Annotated in this window: 16 protein-coding genes; 2 read left to right on the forward strand and 14 right to left on the reverse strand. The window is 59.2% G+C overall.

Going from position 1 to position 16,591, the window contains the following annotated elements:
- Nucleotides 1-9 precede the first annotated feature (9 nt).
- From deoA to G4923_RS04245, 5 genes are all read right to left on the reverse strand, one after another.
- On the reverse strand, nt 10-1,341 hold the full coding sequence (gene deoA, locus G4923_RS04225; protein ID WP_025325641.1) for a thymidine phosphorylase: 1,332 nt from the start codon (nt 1,339-1,341) through the stop codon (nt 10-12).
- Between the two features lie 83 nt (nt 1,342-1,424).
- On the reverse strand, nt 1,425-2,198 hold the full coding sequence (gene deoC, locus G4923_RS04230) for a deoxyribose-phosphate aldolase (RefSeq protein WP_106885033.1): 774 nt from the start codon (nt 2,196-2,198) through the stop codon (nt 1,425-1,427).
- A 390-nt stretch (nt 2,199-2,588) separates the two neighbouring features.
- Complete coding sequence (locus tag G4923_RS04235) at nt 2,589-2,759, reverse strand: XapX domain-containing protein (protein ID WP_005332215.1); 171 nt, start codon at nt 2,757-2,759, stop codon at nt 2,589-2,591.
- A 123-nt stretch (nt 2,760-2,882) separates the two neighbouring features.
- The gene (locus tag G4923_RS04240; RefSeq protein WP_106885034.1) at nt 2,883-4,157 is read right to left on the reverse strand and encodes a NupC/NupG family nucleoside CNT transporter; all 1,275 of its coding nucleotides are present in this window, start codon (nt 4,155-4,157) and stop codon (nt 2,883-2,885) included.
- A 209-nt stretch (nt 4,158-4,366) separates the two neighbouring features.
- Complete coding sequence (locus tag G4923_RS04245; RefSeq protein ID WP_163135646.1) at nt 4,367-5,158, reverse strand: TatD family hydrolase; 792 nt, start codon at nt 5,156-5,158, stop codon at nt 4,367-4,369.
- Between the two features lie 40 nt (nt 5,159-5,198).
- Between G4923_RS04245 and tppF the strand changes: the two genes are divergently transcribed.
- Nucleotides 5,199-5,813, forward strand: a complete 615-nt coding sequence (gene tppF, locus G4923_RS04250) for a type IVa pilus pseudopilin TppF (RefSeq protein ID WP_163135648.1) — start codon at nt 5,199-5,201, stop codon at nt 5,811-5,813.
- A gap of 446 nt (nt 5,814-6,259) precedes the next feature.
- Here the strand turns inward: tppF and rlmD are convergent, their stop codons facing one another.
- Both rlmD and amt read right to left on the reverse strand, forming a co-directional pair.
- A complete protein-coding gene (rlmD, locus tag G4923_RS04260) occupies nt 6,260-7,612 on the reverse strand; it encodes a 23S rRNA (uracil(1939)-C(5))-methyltransferase RlmD (protein WP_163135652.1) in 1,353 nt (450 codons plus the stop codon).
- Between the two features lie 234 nt (nt 7,613-7,846).
- Nucleotides 7,847-9,274: an ammonium transporter gene (amt, locus tag G4923_RS04265; protein ID WP_139436913.1), complete on the reverse strand. Its 1,428-nt coding sequence runs from the start codon at nt 9,272-9,274 to the stop codon at nt 7,847-7,849.
- 561 nt (nt 9,275-9,835) lie between these two features.
- On the opposite strand from amt, the gene G4923_RS04270 reads away from it, so the two are divergent.
- Nucleotides 9,836-10,204, forward strand: a complete 369-nt coding sequence (locus G4923_RS04270; RefSeq protein WP_163135654.1) for a VOC family protein — start codon at nt 9,836-9,838, stop codon at nt 10,202-10,204.
- 862 nt (nt 10,205-11,066) lie between these two features.
- Here G4923_RS04270 and G4923_RS04275 read toward each other — a convergent pair.
- The 7 genes from G4923_RS04275 to G4923_RS04305 form a co-directional block, all read right to left on the reverse strand.
- Nucleotides 11,067-12,374 (reverse strand): type II toxin-antitoxin system HipA family toxin, encoded by a 1,308-nt coding sequence (locus G4923_RS04275; protein ID WP_163135655.1) that lies wholly within the window; start codon nt 12,372-12,374, stop codon nt 11,067-11,069.
- Nucleotides 12,371-12,775 carry a helix-turn-helix domain-containing protein gene (locus G4923_RS04280; RefSeq protein ID WP_163135656.1) on the reverse strand — a complete coding sequence of 135 codons (405 nt, stop codon included), beginning with the start codon at nt 12,773-12,775 and terminating at the stop codon, nt 12,371-12,373. Before G4923_RS04280 ends, G4923_RS04275 begins: the two co-directional genes overlap by 4 nt.
- A gap of 180 nt (nt 12,776-12,955) precedes the next feature.
- A complete protein-coding gene (locus G4923_RS04285) occupies nt 12,956-13,099 on the reverse strand; it encodes a hypothetical protein (RefSeq protein WP_163135657.1) in 144 nt (47 codons plus the stop codon).
- Between the two features lie 444 nt (nt 13,100-13,543).
- Entirely contained in the window at nt 13,544-15,808 is a 2,265-nt protein-coding gene (locus tag G4923_RS04290; protein ID WP_163135658.1) for a DUF927 domain-containing protein, read from the reverse strand.
- Complete coding sequence (locus tag G4923_RS04295; RefSeq protein ID WP_163135659.1) at nt 15,805-16,161, reverse strand: hypothetical protein; 357 nt, start codon at nt 16,159-16,161, stop codon at nt 15,805-15,807. Before G4923_RS04295 ends, G4923_RS04290 begins: the two co-directional genes overlap by 4 nt.
- The gene (locus G4923_RS04300) at nt 16,154-16,312 is read right to left on the reverse strand and encodes a hypothetical protein (RefSeq protein WP_163135660.1); all 159 of its coding nucleotides are present in this window, start codon (nt 16,310-16,312) and stop codon (nt 16,154-16,156) included. Before G4923_RS04300 ends, G4923_RS04295 begins: the two co-directional genes overlap by 8 nt.
- Nucleotides 16,305-16,565, reverse strand: a complete 261-nt coding sequence (locus tag G4923_RS04305) for a hypothetical protein (RefSeq protein WP_163135661.1) — start codon at nt 16,563-16,565, stop codon at nt 16,305-16,307. Before G4923_RS04305 ends, G4923_RS04300 begins: the two co-directional genes overlap by 8 nt.
- Nucleotides 16,566-16,591 lie beyond the last annotated feature (26 nt).

A 16,591-nucleotide genomic window follows, 5' to 3' on the forward strand; every position in this document is an offset into this window, starting at 1 on the left:
TTCCCCTTGTTACAAATCGGCCAGACCGATGCGACGATAAACCTCGGGCAGTGCCTCTGGTCGGGTGTCACCGATCTTGACGGCTGCCTGCACCATGCGGGCGGCCTCGGCAAATTGAGCTTCTGTCTGAGCGTGGATCAGCGCGAGCGGCTTGTCAGCCTCGACGCTCTGCCCCAGGCGGATAAAGTCGGTCAGACCGACCGCATAATCGAGTTTGTCCCCGGCGGCGCGGCGACCACCGCCCATGGCGACCACGGCCAGGCCCAGTTCGCGGGTATCCATGGCGGTCACGAAGCCGCTCTGCGCCGCATACACGGGGCGCACTATGCCGGCCTTGGGCAGGTAAGCATCGTAACGCTCCATGAAGTCCGCCGGACCACCGAGGCCGGTCACCATGCGACCGAAGATCTCGGCAGCCTTGCCGTTGTCCAGCACCGCCTGCAGCTTGGCACGGGCGTCTTGCTCGTCGCTCGCAAGCTTGGCGGAGATCAGCATCTCGGCACAGAGCGCCATGGTCACTTCGTGGATGCGCGGGTTGCGATATTCACCGGTCAGGTAGCGTACCGCCTCACGTACTTCCACGGCGTTGCCGGCGCTGGAGGCCAGCACCTGGTTCATGTCGGTCAGCAGCGCAGAGGTACGGCAACCGGCACCGTTGGCCACGGCCACTATGCTCTTGGCCAGTTCTTCGGAGGCCTCGAAGGTCGGCATGAAGGCGCCGGAGCCCACTTTCACATCCATCACCAGGGCTTCGAGCCCGGAGGCGAGCTTCTTGGAGAGGATGGAGCCGGTGATCATGGCGATGGATTCGACGGTGGCCGTGATGTCACGCACCGCATAGATACGCTTGTCGGCCGGTGCCAGATCGCCGGTCTGGCCTATGATGGCCACGCCCGCTTCTTTCACCACCTTCAGGAAGCGATCGTTGTCGACCGAGGTCTGGTAGCCGGGAATGGCGTCCAGCTTGTCCAGGGTGCCGCCGGTGTGGCCCAGGCCACGGCCGGAGATCATGGGCACGAAGCCGCCGCAGGCGGCGACCATGGGGCCAAGCATCAGGGAGACGACGTCACCAACGCCACCGGTGGAGTGCTTGTCGACTATGGGGCCACCCAGGTTCAGGTGATCCCAGGTCAGCACCATGCCGGAGTCGCGCATGGCGCAGGTCAGGGCGACCCGCTCATCCATGGTCATGTCCTTGAAGTAGACCGCCATGGCCAGGGCCGCTATCTGCCCCTCGCCTATGCTGTTGTTGGTAATGCCCTGGACGAAGAATTGAATCTCTTGGGTACTGAGCGCTTCACCGTTGCGCTTCTTGCGAATAATTTCTTGAGGCAAAAACATCTTTCATTCCCTCCGTGCGCCTTGCACGAACACAGACCGAACAGGATCCGAAGAGGGGGCGGCAGGCCGCCCCCTGTCACCGCTTAGTAACCGCTGGTATTGGCCGGCTTGTCGCCGTGGCCCAGGGTCGCCAGCAGGCTGGCCAGCAGGCTGGAGGCGCCGAAGCGGAAGGTGCGCGGGGAGACCCAGTCCTTGCCCAGTATCTCTTCGGCCATGGCCAGGTACTGACCGGCAACGGCTGCGTCTTTCACGCCACCAGCAGGCTTGAAGCCCACCTTCGGGTTCTTGGCCTTGATCACTTCCATCATGATGCGGGCCGCTTCCGGGGTCGCATTGACCGGCACCTTGCCGGTGGAGGTCTTGATGAAGTCGGCACCGGCATCGATGGAGATCTCGGAGGCACGACGGATCAGCGCTTCTTCTTTCAGCTCACCGGTCTCGATGATCACCTTCAGCAGCGCCTTGTCACCACAGGCTTCCTTACAAGCTTTGACCAGGCTGAAGCCGACCTGTTCATTGCCGGCCATGAAGGCGCGGTAGGGGAACACCACGTCCACTTCATCGGCACCGTAGGCGACGGCGGCGCGGGTCTCGGCCACGGCGATCTCGATGTCGTCGTTGCCGTGAGGGAAGTTGGTCACGGTGGCGATGCGCACGTCGGCGGCGCCGATCTCACGCAGGGTCTTGCGAGCAATAGGGATGAAACGGGGATAGATGCAGACGGCGGCGGTGAGGCCGGCCGGAGACTTGGCCTTGCGGCACAGGTCGATAACCTTCTGATCGGTGTCGTCATCGTTCAGGGTGGTCAGGTCCATCAGGTTCAGGGCGCGTTGGGCGGCCAGTTTCAGATCAGTCATGCTATGTCTCCAAAGTCTCGATAAGTCCCCTCAGCCGCGATCCGCCGCCACCGAACACAGAGGATCGGCAAACGAAGATCCCAAGCGAAAGGGATATGGAATTACAGCGCAAATGCACAGGCAATACGGCTGCAAATAAGGCAAGAGCCCTGTCACTTTCTTACAAAAGTGCGGACTTGGTTCCATGAAGACTTGAGAAAGGCCGACAACCGCAGACCCGACTTCCCAATCAATTCCATTTGACCGCCAACACCCACCTCATGTGGGCATTAGTCAATGCCAGCACCCTGCTGGCATCGCCTATTTCAGCCGAGATACCCCGTGTTTGCAAGCCGGATTTGCCAATTTCAGAGGTACCTCACACCCGGCAAATCCAGCACTGGAAGGTGCTTAAGAGAAGAAGCGGGTCAGGATCCAGGAGTAGGCAATCCCCCCCAGATAGACCCCCACAATCCCCATTACCCCGGACAGTACGGGAGGTGCCGGGATCGGCAACTTGAGGAAAGAAAACAACACGCCAACGATAAAGCCGGCAGCAATCGCCAGTAGCACTTCATTCATAAAACCTCCGATTTGACTCATTTTATTATTAGTCTAGAAAGGAAAACGGTTGTCACCGCCCCAAACGAGAACGCCACAGCTTTTCGCTGTGGCGCTCGTTTCAACTTGTCTGTCAGACAAGCATTACATGGCTGTCAGTGCCAGGAAGAAGCCTGCGATGGTGGCAGACATCAGGTTGGACAGAGAGCCGGCCAGCACGGCCTTCAGGCCGAAGCGCGCTATGGTGCCGCGACGGTTCGGTGCCATGGAGCCCAGACCACCCAGCAGGATGGCAACGGAGGACAGGTTGGCGAAGCCGCACAGGGCGAAGGAGATGATGGCCTTGGTGTGGTCGGACATGGCCACGCCGTTGATCAGCACTTCATCCTTCAGGTAGGGGGCGAAGTTCAGGTAAGCCACGAACTCGTTCACCACCAGCTTCTGACCGATGAAGGAACCGGCCACCACGGCTTCGCTCCAGGGCACACCGATCAGGAAGGCCAGCGGGGAGAACAGCCAGCCCAGCAGCAGCTCCAGGGAGAGCTCAGGCATGCCGAACCAGCCACCCACGCCGGAGAAGATGCCGTTGATCATGGCGATGAGGCCGATGAAGGCCAGCAGCATGGCACCCACGTTCAGGGCCAGTTGCAGACCGGCGGAGGCACCGGCAGCGGCGGCGTCGATCACGTTGGCCGGCTTGTCGTCCAGCTCGCCATCGGCGGAGTTCTCGTCGTAGCTCGGGGTCTCGGTTTCCGGTACCAGCAGCTTGGCGAACAGCAGACCACCCGGGGCAGCCATGAAGGAGGCGGCGATCAGGTATTCCATCTTGACGCCCATGGAGGCGTAACCGGCCAGCACGGAGCCGGCAACGGAGGCCAGGCCACCACACATGACGGCGAACAGCTCGGAGTCGGTCATCTTGGAGATGAAGGGACGCACCACCAGCGGGGCTTCAGTCTGGCCGACGAAGATGTTGGCAGTGGCAGACAGGGATTCGGTACGGGAGGTACCCAGCACCTTCTGCAGACCACCACCCAGCAGCTTGATCACCCACTGCATGATGCCGAGGTAATAAAGAACCGCGATCAGGGAAGAGAAGAAGATGATGACGGGCAGTACACGGAAGGCGAAGATGAAACCACCGCCACCGAACACTTCGAACATCTTGTTGCTGACCAGACCACCGAACAGGAATTCGATACCGTTCTGACCATAACCGATGACGCTGGAGACGGCATCGGACACGCTCACCAGAATATCCCGACCAACCGGGACATACAGCACGAAGGCACCCAGACCGGCCTGAATTGCGAAGGCACCACCCACGGTGCGGATTTTGATTGCCTTGCGATTGCTGGAGAACAGCACCGCGATAAGGATGAGCGTCGCCATCCCTACCAGACCCATTATCAGATTCATTATTAACACTTCCTCTTTAGTAGCACCTGCCAGCTTGTTAACGTTTTGTGTATTAAAGCCGCTAATCAAGGGTGCGCATTATACTAATTACGGTGCGACAAAATAGAATACTGGTCACATTTTATAAGCCTGAAATGGGCTGAACGTCGTTTAATTAGACCGCAAACGATTTTTATGGGTCCTGTTTTTTATCACACCGGCATCGAGCGTTAATCAGTTGTTAAATTCGTGGTCGACCGCGGGAAAAGCCGCAGAGTGGATTCATGTAACACCGAAATAACATCCGCCAGCGGCTGCTGCCGTAATTGCGCCAACAGCCGGGCTATGGTCGGCAGGCTGGCTGGGGTGTTGATCTCTCCCTGGCGCCCCTGTAGCGGCATGTCGGGGGCGTCGGTTTCCAGCAGCAGGGCCTCCAGTGGCATGGCACGGATCGCCTCCCGGGTCTTGTTGGCCCGCTCATAGCTGATGACCCCTCCTATTCCCAGCCTGAAACCCAGCTGCCAGAACGCCTCGGCCTGATGCAGGGAGCCGCTGAAGGCGTGGATCACGCCCCCCCTCGCCGGTTTGAAGCGCCGCAGGATCTTGGCAACAGTGTCGTTGGCCCGCACCGAGTGGACTATGAGGGGCAGGTCATGGGCCATGGCCAACCTCACTTGCGCCTCGAACAGCTCAAACTGCCCCTCCTGGGGCACCTGGGTGCGCAAGTCCAGCCCGCATTCGCCGATGGCCACCAGCCCCCGGGGCTTGCCCGCCAGCAGGGCCTCCAGCCTTGTCAGCGCCCCCTCCGTCTTGGCCCCCACATACCAGGGATGCACCCCCAGACCATAACGAATGTCATGATGACGCTCGGCCAGCGCCATCACCCGTCCCCAGTTTTCCTCTCCCACGGCGGGGATGATATACTCGCCCACCCCCAGCTGGCGCCACTGGGCCAGCAATGCCTCCCGATCGGTATCGAAGACCGGAAAATCGAGGTGGCAGTGGGTATCTATCAGTTCCATGTCGCGCTTACCTGTTCGTCGTACTCAATGGGTTGATTCCATGCCAAAACACCTTTCCCACGGCTTTACCCTGCTAGAACTGGTGCTGGTCATCGTGGTGCTGGCCATACTGGCTGTCACCGCCCTGCCCCGCTTCATCAACATCCAGGACGATGCGCTCAAGAGCAGCGTCTCGGCGACCGCGGGCAGTTTTGCCAGCGCCGTGCAACTCGCCCATGCGGGCTGGGCGGTCAAGGTGAAGGGGGAGCCGCTGGCACTCTATAACTTTAGCGGCATGGGCAAGCAGGATCTCGACATCAACAGCCACGGCTGGCCGGTGGGCACCAAGGAGGATCAGGGTGGTCAACTCCCTGATGCAATCTTCCCCGGTGGCGACAGCGATCAGATCTCCGTCAGCAGCCGGGATGACTGCGAGAGCCTGTTCGGCGCCCTTCTCGATACCGATCTGACGGCGGCCGATGAACGTCATAAAGATTCAAAGAGTGACTACATTTCCCGGCTCATCCCGGTAGACGGGCAGGCTGATGGCAAGCTTCGCCACGACAACTGCCGCTATACCCTGCGCGACTCCATCGGCCGCTTCCCCGCTTATCCGGACGGGTTGGGATTTGAGTACAACAGCGTTAACGGGGCCGTGACGCGCAATTTTGATTGAGTGGCGAGGCATCGCCCTCCGACGTCGGCTCCTCCTGCTCGTCTTCGTCATAACGCACCGGCGCGCAGCAGCGCCGGTTCTCGGGCACCAGTCCCCACTCCTGGCACCAGGCATCGTAGCGAGCCAGCCAACGCAGCAACACGCCTTTCATAAGACCCCTCCTTGCCTGCTTCACTCTCCTGACACCGCCTGCCCCGGGGCCCCTCACCGGGCCAATGCCATGGATCGGCGGCATCCAAACCTTCGGCCAAACGTATATATCTCAGGCTCCCAACCTCTTGGCCAGCCGCTGGCAGCCATAAAAAAACGACTCCATTTGGAGTCGTTTTATCAGAGCCATCTGGCTAATGCCATTGATTCCTTGGCCGGCAGGCTTAGGCAGGCAACGGCCTCGACGCGCATGGCGTGGAGGAGGAACATGCCAACCTCTCCGCGCCAATGCCCGCTCAGTCTTTCGCTGGCAGGCTCAGGCGGGCGACTGCTTCCACGTGCATGGAGTGCGGGAACATGTCCACCGGCTGCACCTCGTCCAGCACGAAGCCCTGCTTGACCAGCCAGGCAAGATCCCGGGCCAGGGTCTGGGGGTTGCAGGAGACATAGACCAGACGGCGCGGCGCCATGGCGACCAGGGTCTGCAGCACCGCCTTGTCACAACCCTTGCGGGGCGGATCCATCACCACCACGTCGGCGGTCACGCCCTGGGCGTGCAGCTCGGGCATCAACTGCTCGGCCTTGCCCACGTGGAATTCGGTGTGCTCTATGCCGTTCAGGGCGGCGTTGCGACGGGCATCGGAGATGGCGCTCTCCACCGACTCGATGCCCACCACCTTGGCGGCCTTGCCAGCCAGGAACAGGGAGATGGTGCCAATGCCGCAATAGATGTCGAACACAGTCTCGTTGCCGGTCAGCTCGCTGTATTCCAGCGCCTTGGAGTAGAGCACATCGGTCTGGCTCGGGTTGTTCTGGAAGAAGGAGAGGGGCGAGATCTCGAACGCGAGCTCGTGGATCTTGTCGCGGATCACCCCTTCCCCCAGCAGCACCCGGTTGCTCGTTCCCAGGATGCGGTTGGTGCGCTCGTCATTGATGTTCTGCACCAGGGTGGTGATGGGCAGATCGCTCAGGGCCGCCAGCAGTTCGGCCTCGAAGGGCAGCGCTTCACCCAGGGTCACCAGCACCACCATCAGCTCGCCGCTCTTGAAGCCCTTGCGGGTCATCAGGTTGCGCACGCAGCCGGTGTGGGCCACCTCGTCATAGGCGGCGATGTCGTGCGCGCGCATCCAGCCACGCACCCGGGCATTGAGCTCCACATGCAGGGAGTCCTGCACCGCGCAGTCGTCGGCGGTGATGAGATCGTGGGAGTGCTTGCGGTAGAAGCCTATTTCGGCGCCGGCCTCGCTGCCACGCACGGCGTACTGCGCCTTGTTGCGGTAGGCGAAGGGGCTGTCCATGCCGAGGATGCTGTTGACCTGGGTCTCACCCAGCCCGACCTGCTCCAGCGCGCTCTGCACCAGGGATTGTTTCAGCTTGAGCTGGGCCGGATAGGCCAGCGGGCGCACCTGGCAGCCGCCGCATTCTGTGTTGGGGCAGAAGTCGGGAACCCTGTCGGCGGACGGCTGGGTCAGCTCGACCAGCTTGCCGTGCAGATAGTTCGGCTTGACCTCGGTCAACTCGACCAGCGCCTGCTCACCGGGCAGCAGACCCTCGACAAACAGGGGGCGATCGAACAGGCGACCCTTGCCATCCCCCTTGTCGGTCAGTTCCTGAATATCGATCTGATGTTGGTGTCCCACTAACGGCATGAGCGGCTCCGAAGGCATAGAAGAAAGGGTGGAAGCAGGGCTGACCCGGCTACCCCAAATAAAGGGTGGCAGAGTTTAGCGGAGATCCGGCCAAATTGCAGGCATAAAACACCCCTTGAAGGAAATAACAACGGGCGGGATCTGGGAACTCTGGATGGGCGGCGCCTCATGGGTCGCCATAAAAAAACCGCCGGACAAGGCCGGCGGCAGGTGGTCGACGGTAGCCCGAGGGGATCACAGGCTGTAGGCTTTCTCCCCATGGCTGGTGACATCCAGCCCTTCCCGCTCGGCATCTTCCTTGACCCGCAGGCCAATCAGCAGATCCACCAGCTTGTAGGCCACGGCGGAGACCAGGGCAGTCCATGCCACAGTCACCAGCACACCTATGACCTGGATCTTCACCTGGGTCAGGATGGAGTAGCCCTCGGCCACCTGATTGGTCACATAGTCCCACACCCCGGTACCACCCAGATCCGGGCTGGCGAACACCCCGGTCAGCACGGCACCCAGGATGCCGCACACCCCGTGCAGGCCGAACACGTCCAGACTGTCATCGGCCCCCAGCAGGCGCTTGAGACCATGCACGCCCCACAGACCGGCCACGCCGCTCAGCAGACCTATGATGAGGGCACCACCGACACCGACGAAACCGGCGGCGGGAGTGATGGCCACCAGGCCCGCTACCGCACCGGACACGGCACCCAGCAGGGAAGGACGACCCTTCATCACCCATTCGGCCAAGGTCCAGGAGAGCGCGGCACCAGCTGGCGCCAGCCAGGTGTTGACGAAGGCCAGGGCGGCCGTGCCGTTGGCTTCCAGCGCGGAGCCGGCGTTGAAGCCGAACCAGCCGAACCAGAGCAGGGCGGCCCCTATCATGGTCATGGTCAGGCTGTGGGGGGCCATGGGATCACGACCGTAACCAACCCGCTTGCCGACCATGAAGGCACCGACCAGACCGGCGACCGCCGCGTTGATGTGCACCACAGTGCCGCCGGCGAAATCGAGGGCGCCGTGCTGGAACAGATAGCCTGCGGTGGCACCGGCAGCCTCGGCGGCGGCGGCATCCGTGTAGGCATCCGGACCGGCCCAGTACCACACCATGTGCGCCATCGGAATGTAGGCGAAGGTGAACCAGATCACGGCGAACAGCAGCACGGCCGAGAACTTCATCCGCTCGGCGAAGGCACCGACGATAAGCCCGCAGGTGATGGCGGCAAAGGCCCCCTGGAACACCACATAGATGAACTCGCTGATCCCCACTCCCTTGCTGAAGGTGGCGGCAATCGACTCAGGTGTCACCCCGACCAGCAGCAGCTTGTCGAAGGAACCGTAGAAGGCCCCGCCCTCGGTGAAGGTCAGCGAATAGCCGTAGATGACCCAGAGCACAGTGATCAGGCAGAACAGGGTGAACACCTGCATCAGCACGCTCAGCATGTTCTTGGCGCGCACCAGGCCACCGTAGAACAGGGCCAGCCCCGGGATGGACATCAGGATCACCAGGGCGGACGCCAGCATCAGCCAGGTGTTGTCCCCCTTGTTGATGGTCACGGTCGCGGCAGCCTGCACCACCTCGGCCTGCGCGGCCACCTCTTCAGCCCAACCAGGGGCAGCCATGGTGGCGCTCAGCGCCAGCAGGCCAGTCATTACGAGTCTCTTGAACATACAGCCCTCTCCTTGTCGTCCCGGCGCCCGGCCGGGTCCATTTCCTGATATGAATGTCAAACTTGGCCACTTGCACGCATCGTCACATCCAGCTTGCCCACCCCCTCGGGCATGACTCGGCGGGCTCTTCATGGCGACCTGGCTTATCTAAAGCATAAAGCAGGCCAAAAAATATAATCCTTTATTTTCAATTGGTTGACTTTGGCTGCACGATTTGATGCACCATATTGGCGCATCCTGCCCACTATCAGTAAGGGGGGCGCACTTCGGCTGTGCAGCGCCGGGCAACTGCACCAAGATGGCACCTGGGCAGGCCAAACGGGGAGGATCCCGGGACAATGGGGGCCCGGCTGACCCGTTTTGCCCTCGAGATCATTTATTGAACAAATGAAAGATGCGTTTGCATTAAATAATCAAATGATGACAGAGGGGGGAGCTCACCTATCTGAGGGGAAGGAGGGGATCACAAAGGGGGGATGCAGCGCCGGATCTGGCCTGCGCCCGATCTTCCAGGCCATACTGGCGCAACCAGGTTTGCCCTGTCACCCGAACGAGGAACCCATGCCCAATCTCACCGTGACCGAAATCAAGGCATTCGTGCCTGCCCGCGACTTCAGCCTCTCCAGGCAGTTCTATCAGGATCTCGGGTTCACCCTGGCCTCCGACGGCGACGGGGTGGCCTACTTCCATTTCGGGCAGGTGAGCTTCCTGCTGCAGGACTATTACCACGAGGCGCTGGCCGAGCACTTCATGATGCATATCCTGGTGGAGGATGTGGCCGCCTGGCGGGCCCAGGTGGAGGCGAGCCAGGTCGCCTCACGCTACGGCGTCAGGGTCACCGAGATCGCCACCCAGCCCTGGCACATGAAGGAGTTCTGCCTGTACGACCCCTCCGGCGTGCTGTGGCGCATCGCACAGAATATCGACTGAAGGGCCGCGAACGCAGAAAAACAAAAGGCCATCCGCGAGGATGGCCTTTTGTCATGGAATCTGATGGTGCCGGGGTCTCTATCGAATCGTGAATTTATTAGTGTGATTTTAAAGGAAAAACATGGATGTGAATTTTACTTATACCCCCAAAAATACCCCCACATCAGTGACAGTGGTTGCTGCCTCCTCGAATCAGTGCGGGATGTCTCAGGGGTAAGCCCCTTCCCTGTTCCGGGGAAATTATCCCTATCAGGGTGCGGTGAAGGGCCGTGTCACCCAGGTAACCCCCCTTGATATGGTCACCTGCGTACCGGTCTGCTCCGCCGAAATCTCGGATCCGGTCATCAGTAACACCAAGAGCAACTCAGTAGAGGTCAGTTCCCTACCGCTCTCACCCCTCTGACTTCACTCACCGTGTTGTTCTTCGCGCCGATGTATTTCGTTTTGCGCAGAACTGCGCAATTGCGCAATCTCCAACCCCCTCATCACTTCCCCAGGCCCTGCCGCACCAGGCGCCTCCTATATGGGCTCACCATTGTGTTTCGATTTTGCGCAGTTTGTGGTGCGCTGTACCAGTGATAATCCAGACCTCGCTCTACCATGGAGCAATTATGAATGCGCACGATTGAGATGGCTCGATATTGGCCACTTGGGGAAGCGACTCATTGTCGTAACTTGGCCACAGATATGCTGTTGAACAACTGCATATCCGGACGGCTGGCAGCCGTATCAGTGAGAATGGGGTGATTCGTGGCCATGACTTGCGGCCAACATAGCAGCATTCAATGTATCTAACCACGACCATCATCGCATCGTTAACGTTACAAAATCCGTCAAAAAAGCAAATTTCGCATCGCAAACGTTACAGTTTTAGTCGCAAAGAGCTCCACACACTATCCCTCAACAATTCAGGTACGCCCTCCGCTTCAGCTAACTCACGCCAACCGGAGACAACCTCGATAGTATCATCAATAATTTTGTTTGCTTTGGATGGTCGTAGGCTTGAAATTAGAGTAGCAACAGAGAGTAAGTCGCTGCGCTGGAAGTTATCACGCTTGCCCGCTAACGAAAGCTGATGAGACTCGACCCAAGGCGAGCCAACCTTATAACTCCACGCTAAGTCGAAAGCTGGCGCCAATGTCCACTTATAGTCGTCATTGACTAGGAAGCTCCAGTTTTTGGTGTGGTCATCATGATTTCTGGCTACGACATTGAAGACCATCCGGCGATAGATCTGCTCTTGCTCCTGATTATTGAGACCTATTTGGCGAGCAATTTCCAACATCTCTTCATAACTAAAAGCTCCTGGTTTTCTAAAGTCTGCATGCGCCATCCCACACAGGCTCAGGACATGATACTTTTGATCAAACTCACGGTCGAAGCGCTTGGTCATAAAATGAGCTCTACTGGTGTTTTCCTCACGTAGCAACTCACAGTGAGACATGCTAATTCCAGCCTCCTTCGCCATTAGGTGATAGACATATTCCATCACTCCATACCCCTTTGGATCGCCGAAGGATTGGTTACTGGACTGGTGTTCCTCAACACCATCGAACTTTAGAAGAAAATGTTCAAAGCCATCAGGGGCTGTTACTTGTCCAGAACGGATTTCAGTTCTAGATTCGTTTACTGCAACGACTGCTTTTGCCCTTGCGCCACCAGCAGAAGTACCAATTTGAAGTAGCTTTGCCATAGAGGACTCTTCGTGGTCAGATAACTCAAGACCGTTACGTGAGTCCAAAACCTTTTGAGCCATGCTAACCAATTCACTTATTAACAGGGGCTCGCTTTGTAGTCCCCCTGGCGCATTAGTTGGTTGGTACTCCAAGGCCCCCATTCCACGGGTGCCGGTGTATAGCAGACGATCAATAGCTTTGAATTGGGACTTGTCCTGTCCGGTTCTGGCCAACCAAGCGTTAATCAATGCATTACCAAAATCATCGGGCAGGGAATCTGCAAATACGGCAGGCAACCCATGATAGGTATCCCATGCCAGCAAAGGGAAAGTAAAAATGCGATTACTTAACGGCATGTGTAGTGGTGCCAGGCTAAAGCCCCCACTCACCCACTCATCGGTGTACTCAAATGTAGCCATTCCTGTTTCATCAGTGTAAGCCAAGTAACCTACAAGGATTCCATCAAAAAGCACTTCACATCCGGTTGCTATCATTGTGGTACCTTATTCTTCTGCCGCCTTTCTAACATTTCTCTTACTGAACCTTGAGCTGCCATAGCTCTTGGTTTTGACTCTACAATCGAGCTTGATGAGAGAACTCTACCTATCAAGCCACGCCTCTTCGTTTTACGTGCGTTGACTATTTCAGAAGGGCGCAGTGCTTGCACTGGTACTAGTGAATTGAGGCCTTCAAGCAGGTTCAGTGCCCGCAGAACAGCTATGAAGGTACCGAGACTGCAAGTCCCATTTCGTAGTCGTGAGTAAGTTGGTCGGCTGATACCAAGATTCTCAGCCAGCGTTTCCTGACTAATTCCACTTGCTTGCCTATTGGCTTCAAGGCGCTCGTATAGCTCCTTGGCAATTGCTTTATCAGTCATGGCCATGGTGATTTTCATCGTCACCCTCCGTATCGTATACGTTCCATTATGGCTTTATAGCTCTATTTTGGGAAAGTATACGTTACAAACATGAACATGACATGTCTATCCAGTCTCTACTTCTCCGGGGGGGGATTAGATCACTACACAGAGGAGCGGATTGCCCCAATGACGGCGAGTAAAGCGCAAATTTTGCGGTCAGTGGTGGTGCCGAGTGTAACGGAGCCTCGACGAGCTTGGTGCGGAGTTACCGCTATCGGAGCGGTGGAGCATGGACTGGATCTCGGTCAGGGTCAGGGTCAGGGTCAGGGTCAGGGTCAGGGTCAGGGTCAGGGAAACCATGACACAGTCTATGTAGAGGGCCACCTGGTGAGCACAGCTAATGGCCCTGTTGCAGTAAAAGGGTGAGCTCGATCGGCTAGTTGCACTGTATATATGAAAAAAAACGGTGGCTACAGTGGCTACGCGGCTACAACTCCCCTCTAGACCGCGCCATTGCTGGGTTTGTCGTGTAGCCACTACCCAAAAAGGTGGTGGCTACAGGTGGCTACACACCCCTTACTCGGTGGCTACAGCCCCCTTTTGTAGCCACTGTAGCCAATGTGTAGCCACTAAAAATCAGCCTAGTGGCTACACCTCTATCCCTTGATACATAAGGCCTGCAGAGGTGTTTCGTTGTGGTGTAGCCACTGTAGCCACCATTTTTGTTTCTTCTTTCACGCGCGCGCCTGAGGCAGAAAAGGCAAGGGCCACACTCGGTGGCCCTTTAGCTCCTGTTGGCAGAGGTTATTCGTCCTCCAAGCCATCCCCTTCATCACCCAATACTCGCTCACCCAGCACATAAACCCTCATCCCCTTACCCATGCCTGGCAATCTGACCTGTCGCTGGAGCCGCTTCTTGTCTTTGCCTGTCAGCAGATAGCCAGCCTCAAGGCTCAAGATGGCCGCTCGCTTGGGATCTCGCCCCTTGGTGATCTCAAGCCAGCCCTGGGGCAGCACAAAGAAGCTCACCCCATCCGACTCCACCTTGCGAAAGCCCACCATGTTGGCAGGACGATGGCTAGAGTCGAACCAGTCGGCAAAGCGTGTGAACTGGTGGGCAAAGACAAATCCACGTACCTGCATCAAGGTGGCAGCGTCCTCCTGGTTGCCCAAGTGCCCACGTTCTGCCAGCCAAGCCTTGAGGCAGACCCTCACCGCCCTGATGGCTTCCCCCTCTGGCCAGCCGGTCACCCCCAATCGGGTGGCCAGCTCCCCGGCTGCGGCCACCAGCGCAAACCGGTTGATAGCTCGGCCAACCTGATTACCCGCGCCCTTGGGAGTCAGCTCGGCTGCCAATTGCTTAATCTCAGCCCTCAGCCGCTCTCTCTGCTCATCCATGGTCTGAGTCAGGGCATGGGCATAGGTGCGAAAAGCGATGCCGTGATGTGCTTCTGTGTTGGCTTTCAGGGTGTCGGCAAAGCTGCGCCCTCCATCCATGCCATGCAGCCACTCAAAGGCGCCATGGTGCCCGGTATCGCTGGGGATCTGAATTGTCCGCACCTCCATCCCGGCCTGGGTACTCTTCCCGACACTGGCGGCATGGTCCTCGAGACTTAGCTCACCGGTGGAGAGGAACAGCAACCGCCAGGCCTTACGCTCTCTCAGCTCCCCATCCTGCTTACTGCGGCCCTTGCCTTGGCCGTTGGCCAGCATGTAGGCCGTTTGGCCTGCTTCCCGGCCGTCCAGCTCGCCCAGTTCATCCAGACAGAGCAAGGCATCATTGCGCCGACTGGCGATCCCCTCGATGGCGTTACCGGTGGCGCGCCAGGTTTGGGCATAGCGGTCCGGGTGACCATAGACACTGGCAGCCGCCTTCATCACCGTGGTTTTGCCGTCGGTACTCTCACCCTTGAGATGGAAGCCACCGCCCTCCATGCCTACCAGAGAAAGCAGGGGAGCGGCAAAGGCGAGGGACAGTGCAAAGCAAAGCCGAGAGTTGCCCACGGCCAGTCCTGCAACCCCCTGTTGCCAACCGGCCAGGGTACCGCGCTCAGTAAAGTCGCTAGCGGTGTAGCCGGCGGTCTGCAGAATGACCCCCTCGGCATCCGGCCCAATGGACCCACCGGGCAGCACATAGGCATGGCCATGCCACCCTGTGCGCTCGACACAGGTGATACGCCGCTTGGGCTGGCAGCTCATCAGGTAGGCTGCCAGCCTGCGCTTATGGCTCAGCTCGATAAAGGGCAGCCCCGCATCCAGCAGCGCGGCAAACACCTCCTCACCGTTGCGCGGGACCAGGGAACGCACCGGCATGGCCCACTGGCGCACCCGCCCGGCGCTGTCCCGCCACTCCAACAAGCGGCCATAGCCTCGGCCTTGCTCATCTGCGGTTTCTGCCAGCACATGGACGGGGCTGGCAATGGGTACCCACTCTTGCCGGGCATCCTCACCCCGGCCCACTGTCATCAGGGCGCACAGGCGCGAGCCCCGCACCTCAAACCCTGTTGGCAGCTCTGGCCCTTCCTCTGGGCTGCTTTTCACCAGATGGAGCGGAGCCACATTGTCTGGCCAGGGCGCCTCGTCCGGTGGGGTGTCTGCCGCCAGAGTCTGCTCGAAGGCCACCACATCCACCAGCTGCCAGGGCTCGGCATTATGGCCCGGGTTGCCGCGGTAGAGCTCGGCCTTGGGGGCTTGCTTGCGCAGAGCCACGATCAGCCGCTTGGCCTTCTCGGGGGCGAGGTTGCCGAACTGGTGAACGATGACCCTCTTGGTGGCATCCCGATCGGCCATCTTGTAGAGCCTGGCGCCGTCATCCAACTGAGTGGGCCCCACATACAGCGCCTGTTCTGGTTCCACCTCTGGGTCAATCGGGTTGTCTATGGCCACCGCCTCGTTGTGAGCACGCTGCAGGGTAGCCCTGATGCCGGCATCCCTACTTGCTTGCTCGCCGGTGTGGATCACGACCACCTGCAGATCGTCCAGGTCTGCGAACTTGAGGAAGGCGCCGGCCCGGGATGGCGGGCTGCTTTGATGACCGGGGCCTGCTGCCCCTTGGTGTATCGCTGTCATTGCATCGCCCTCTGCTTGCTCTCCTGGGCCAGCTCAACGATAGGGTCCTTTCCCTCCTCCAGCATCTGGTGAACATCGGCGCAGAAGGCGCAATACATCTGATCCACCACCAAGGCACCCAGCGGGGTCAAAGTCCCGTCCACCACCATGTGCCGCAGCATCAGCAAGGCATCGGCCTGCCCCTGCTGCGCCCCGGTGTTTTCCAGGTGAGCGGCCACGATGTTGTTCTGAATGGCCATCGTCAGAGAGTCAGCAGCAAGGGGGAGCTGGATCCCCAGGTGAGTAAACACATTGCCCCGGGCGGCCAGGTAGGCCTGGGCCAACTGCTCCACCAGCTTATTTATCTCAGTCATGGCAACCACCTCTTGCATTGCGCTCGCCTGGTTGTTTCTGGGCCTTGGTCACCCGCTTGAAGAGTTCCCGCAGTACCGCGGGGCGCAATGGATTGCGTGACAACTCGCGCCACATCCGGCCATTCAGGGTGTTGAACAGTCGATTATTCATGGCGTGTCCCTCCCAGCAGAACGGCAACCAGCTCCTTGAACGCCCGGTCATCCAAACCGGCTTTTAGTTCTCGAGCCTCCTTGGTGGTGACAGCCACCGCGGCGCCCTTGGTCTGGGCAATGAAACGGTCCCGATCACTTCGCCACAGGAAGGCGCTCAGGCTGCCCTGCTGTGAACGTTTCCCGGTACGGGGGGGCGTGGGGCCGATGAAGGTAGCCGGCTTGCTGCCGTTGGCCCATGCGAAATAGGTCATGCCAGCACCTCCTGACAGAGCACAAC

Source organism: Aeromonas rivipollensis, assembly GCF_010974825.1.
Taxonomy (GTDB): Bacteria; Pseudomonadota; Gammaproteobacteria; order Enterobacterales; family Aeromonadaceae; genus Aeromonas; species Aeromonas rivipollensis.

Bases quoted from the DNA above. Each gene is read 5' to 3' on its own strand.
- tppF (WP_163135648.1), top strand. From the start codon at position 5,199: ATGCCAAAACACCTTTCCCACGGCTTTACCCTGCTAGAACTGGTGCTG.
- G4923_RS04240 (WP_106885034.1), bottom strand. From the start codon at position 4,157: ATGAATCTGATAATGGGTCTGGTAGGGATGGCGACGCTCATCCTTATC.
- G4923_RS04285 (WP_163135657.1), bottom strand. From the start codon at position 13,099: ATGGTTTCCCTGACCCTGACCCTGACCCTGACCCTGACCCTGACCCTG.
- amt (WP_139436913.1), bottom strand. From the start codon at position 9,274: ATGTTCAAGAGACTCGTAATGACTGGCCTGCTGGCGCTGAGCGCCACC.
- deoC (WP_106885033.1), bottom strand. From the start codon at position 2,198: ATGACTGATCTGAAACTGGCCGCCCAACGCGCCCTGAACCTGATGGAC.
- rlmD (WP_163135652.1), bottom strand. From the start codon at position 7,612: ATGCCGTTAGTGGGACACCAACATCAGATCGATATTCAGGAACTGACC.
- G4923_RS04235 (WP_005332215.1), bottom strand. From the start codon at position 2,759: ATGAATGAAGTGCTACTGGCGATTGCTGCCGGCTTTATCGTTGGCGTG.
- deoA (WP_025325641.1), bottom strand. From the start codon at position 1,341: ATGTTTTTGCCTCAAGAAATTATTCGCAAGAAGCGCAACGGTGAAGCG.
- G4923_RS04280 (WP_163135656.1), bottom strand. From the start codon at position 12,775: ATGAAAATCACCATGGCCATGACTGATAAAGCAATTGCCAAGGAGCTA.
- G4923_RS04245 (WP_163135646.1), bottom strand. From the start codon at position 5,158: ATGGAACTGATAGATACCCACTGCCACCTCGATTTTCCGGTCTTCGAT.
- G4923_RS04270 (WP_163135654.1), top strand. From the start codon at position 9,836: ATGCCCAATCTCACCGTGACCGAAATCAAGGCATTCGTGCCTGCCCGC.
- G4923_RS04295 (WP_163135659.1), bottom strand. From the start codon at position 16,161: ATGACTGAGATAAATAAGCTGGTGGAGCAGTTGGCCCAGGCCTACCTG.
- G4923_RS04275 (WP_163135655.1), bottom strand. From the start codon at position 12,374: ATGATAGCAACCGGATGTGAAGTGCTTTTTGATGGAATCCTTGTAGGT.
- G4923_RS04300 (WP_163135660.1), bottom strand. From the start codon at position 16,312: ATGAATAATCGACTGTTCAACACCCTGAATGGCCGGATGTGGCGCGAG.
- G4923_RS04305 (WP_163135661.1), bottom strand. From the start codon at position 16,565: ATGACCTATTTCGCATGGGCCAACGGCAGCAAGCCGGCTACCTTCATC.
- G4923_RS04290 (WP_163135658.1), bottom strand. From the start codon at position 15,808: ATGACAGCGATACACCAAGGGGCAGCAGGCCCCGGTCATCAAAGCAGC.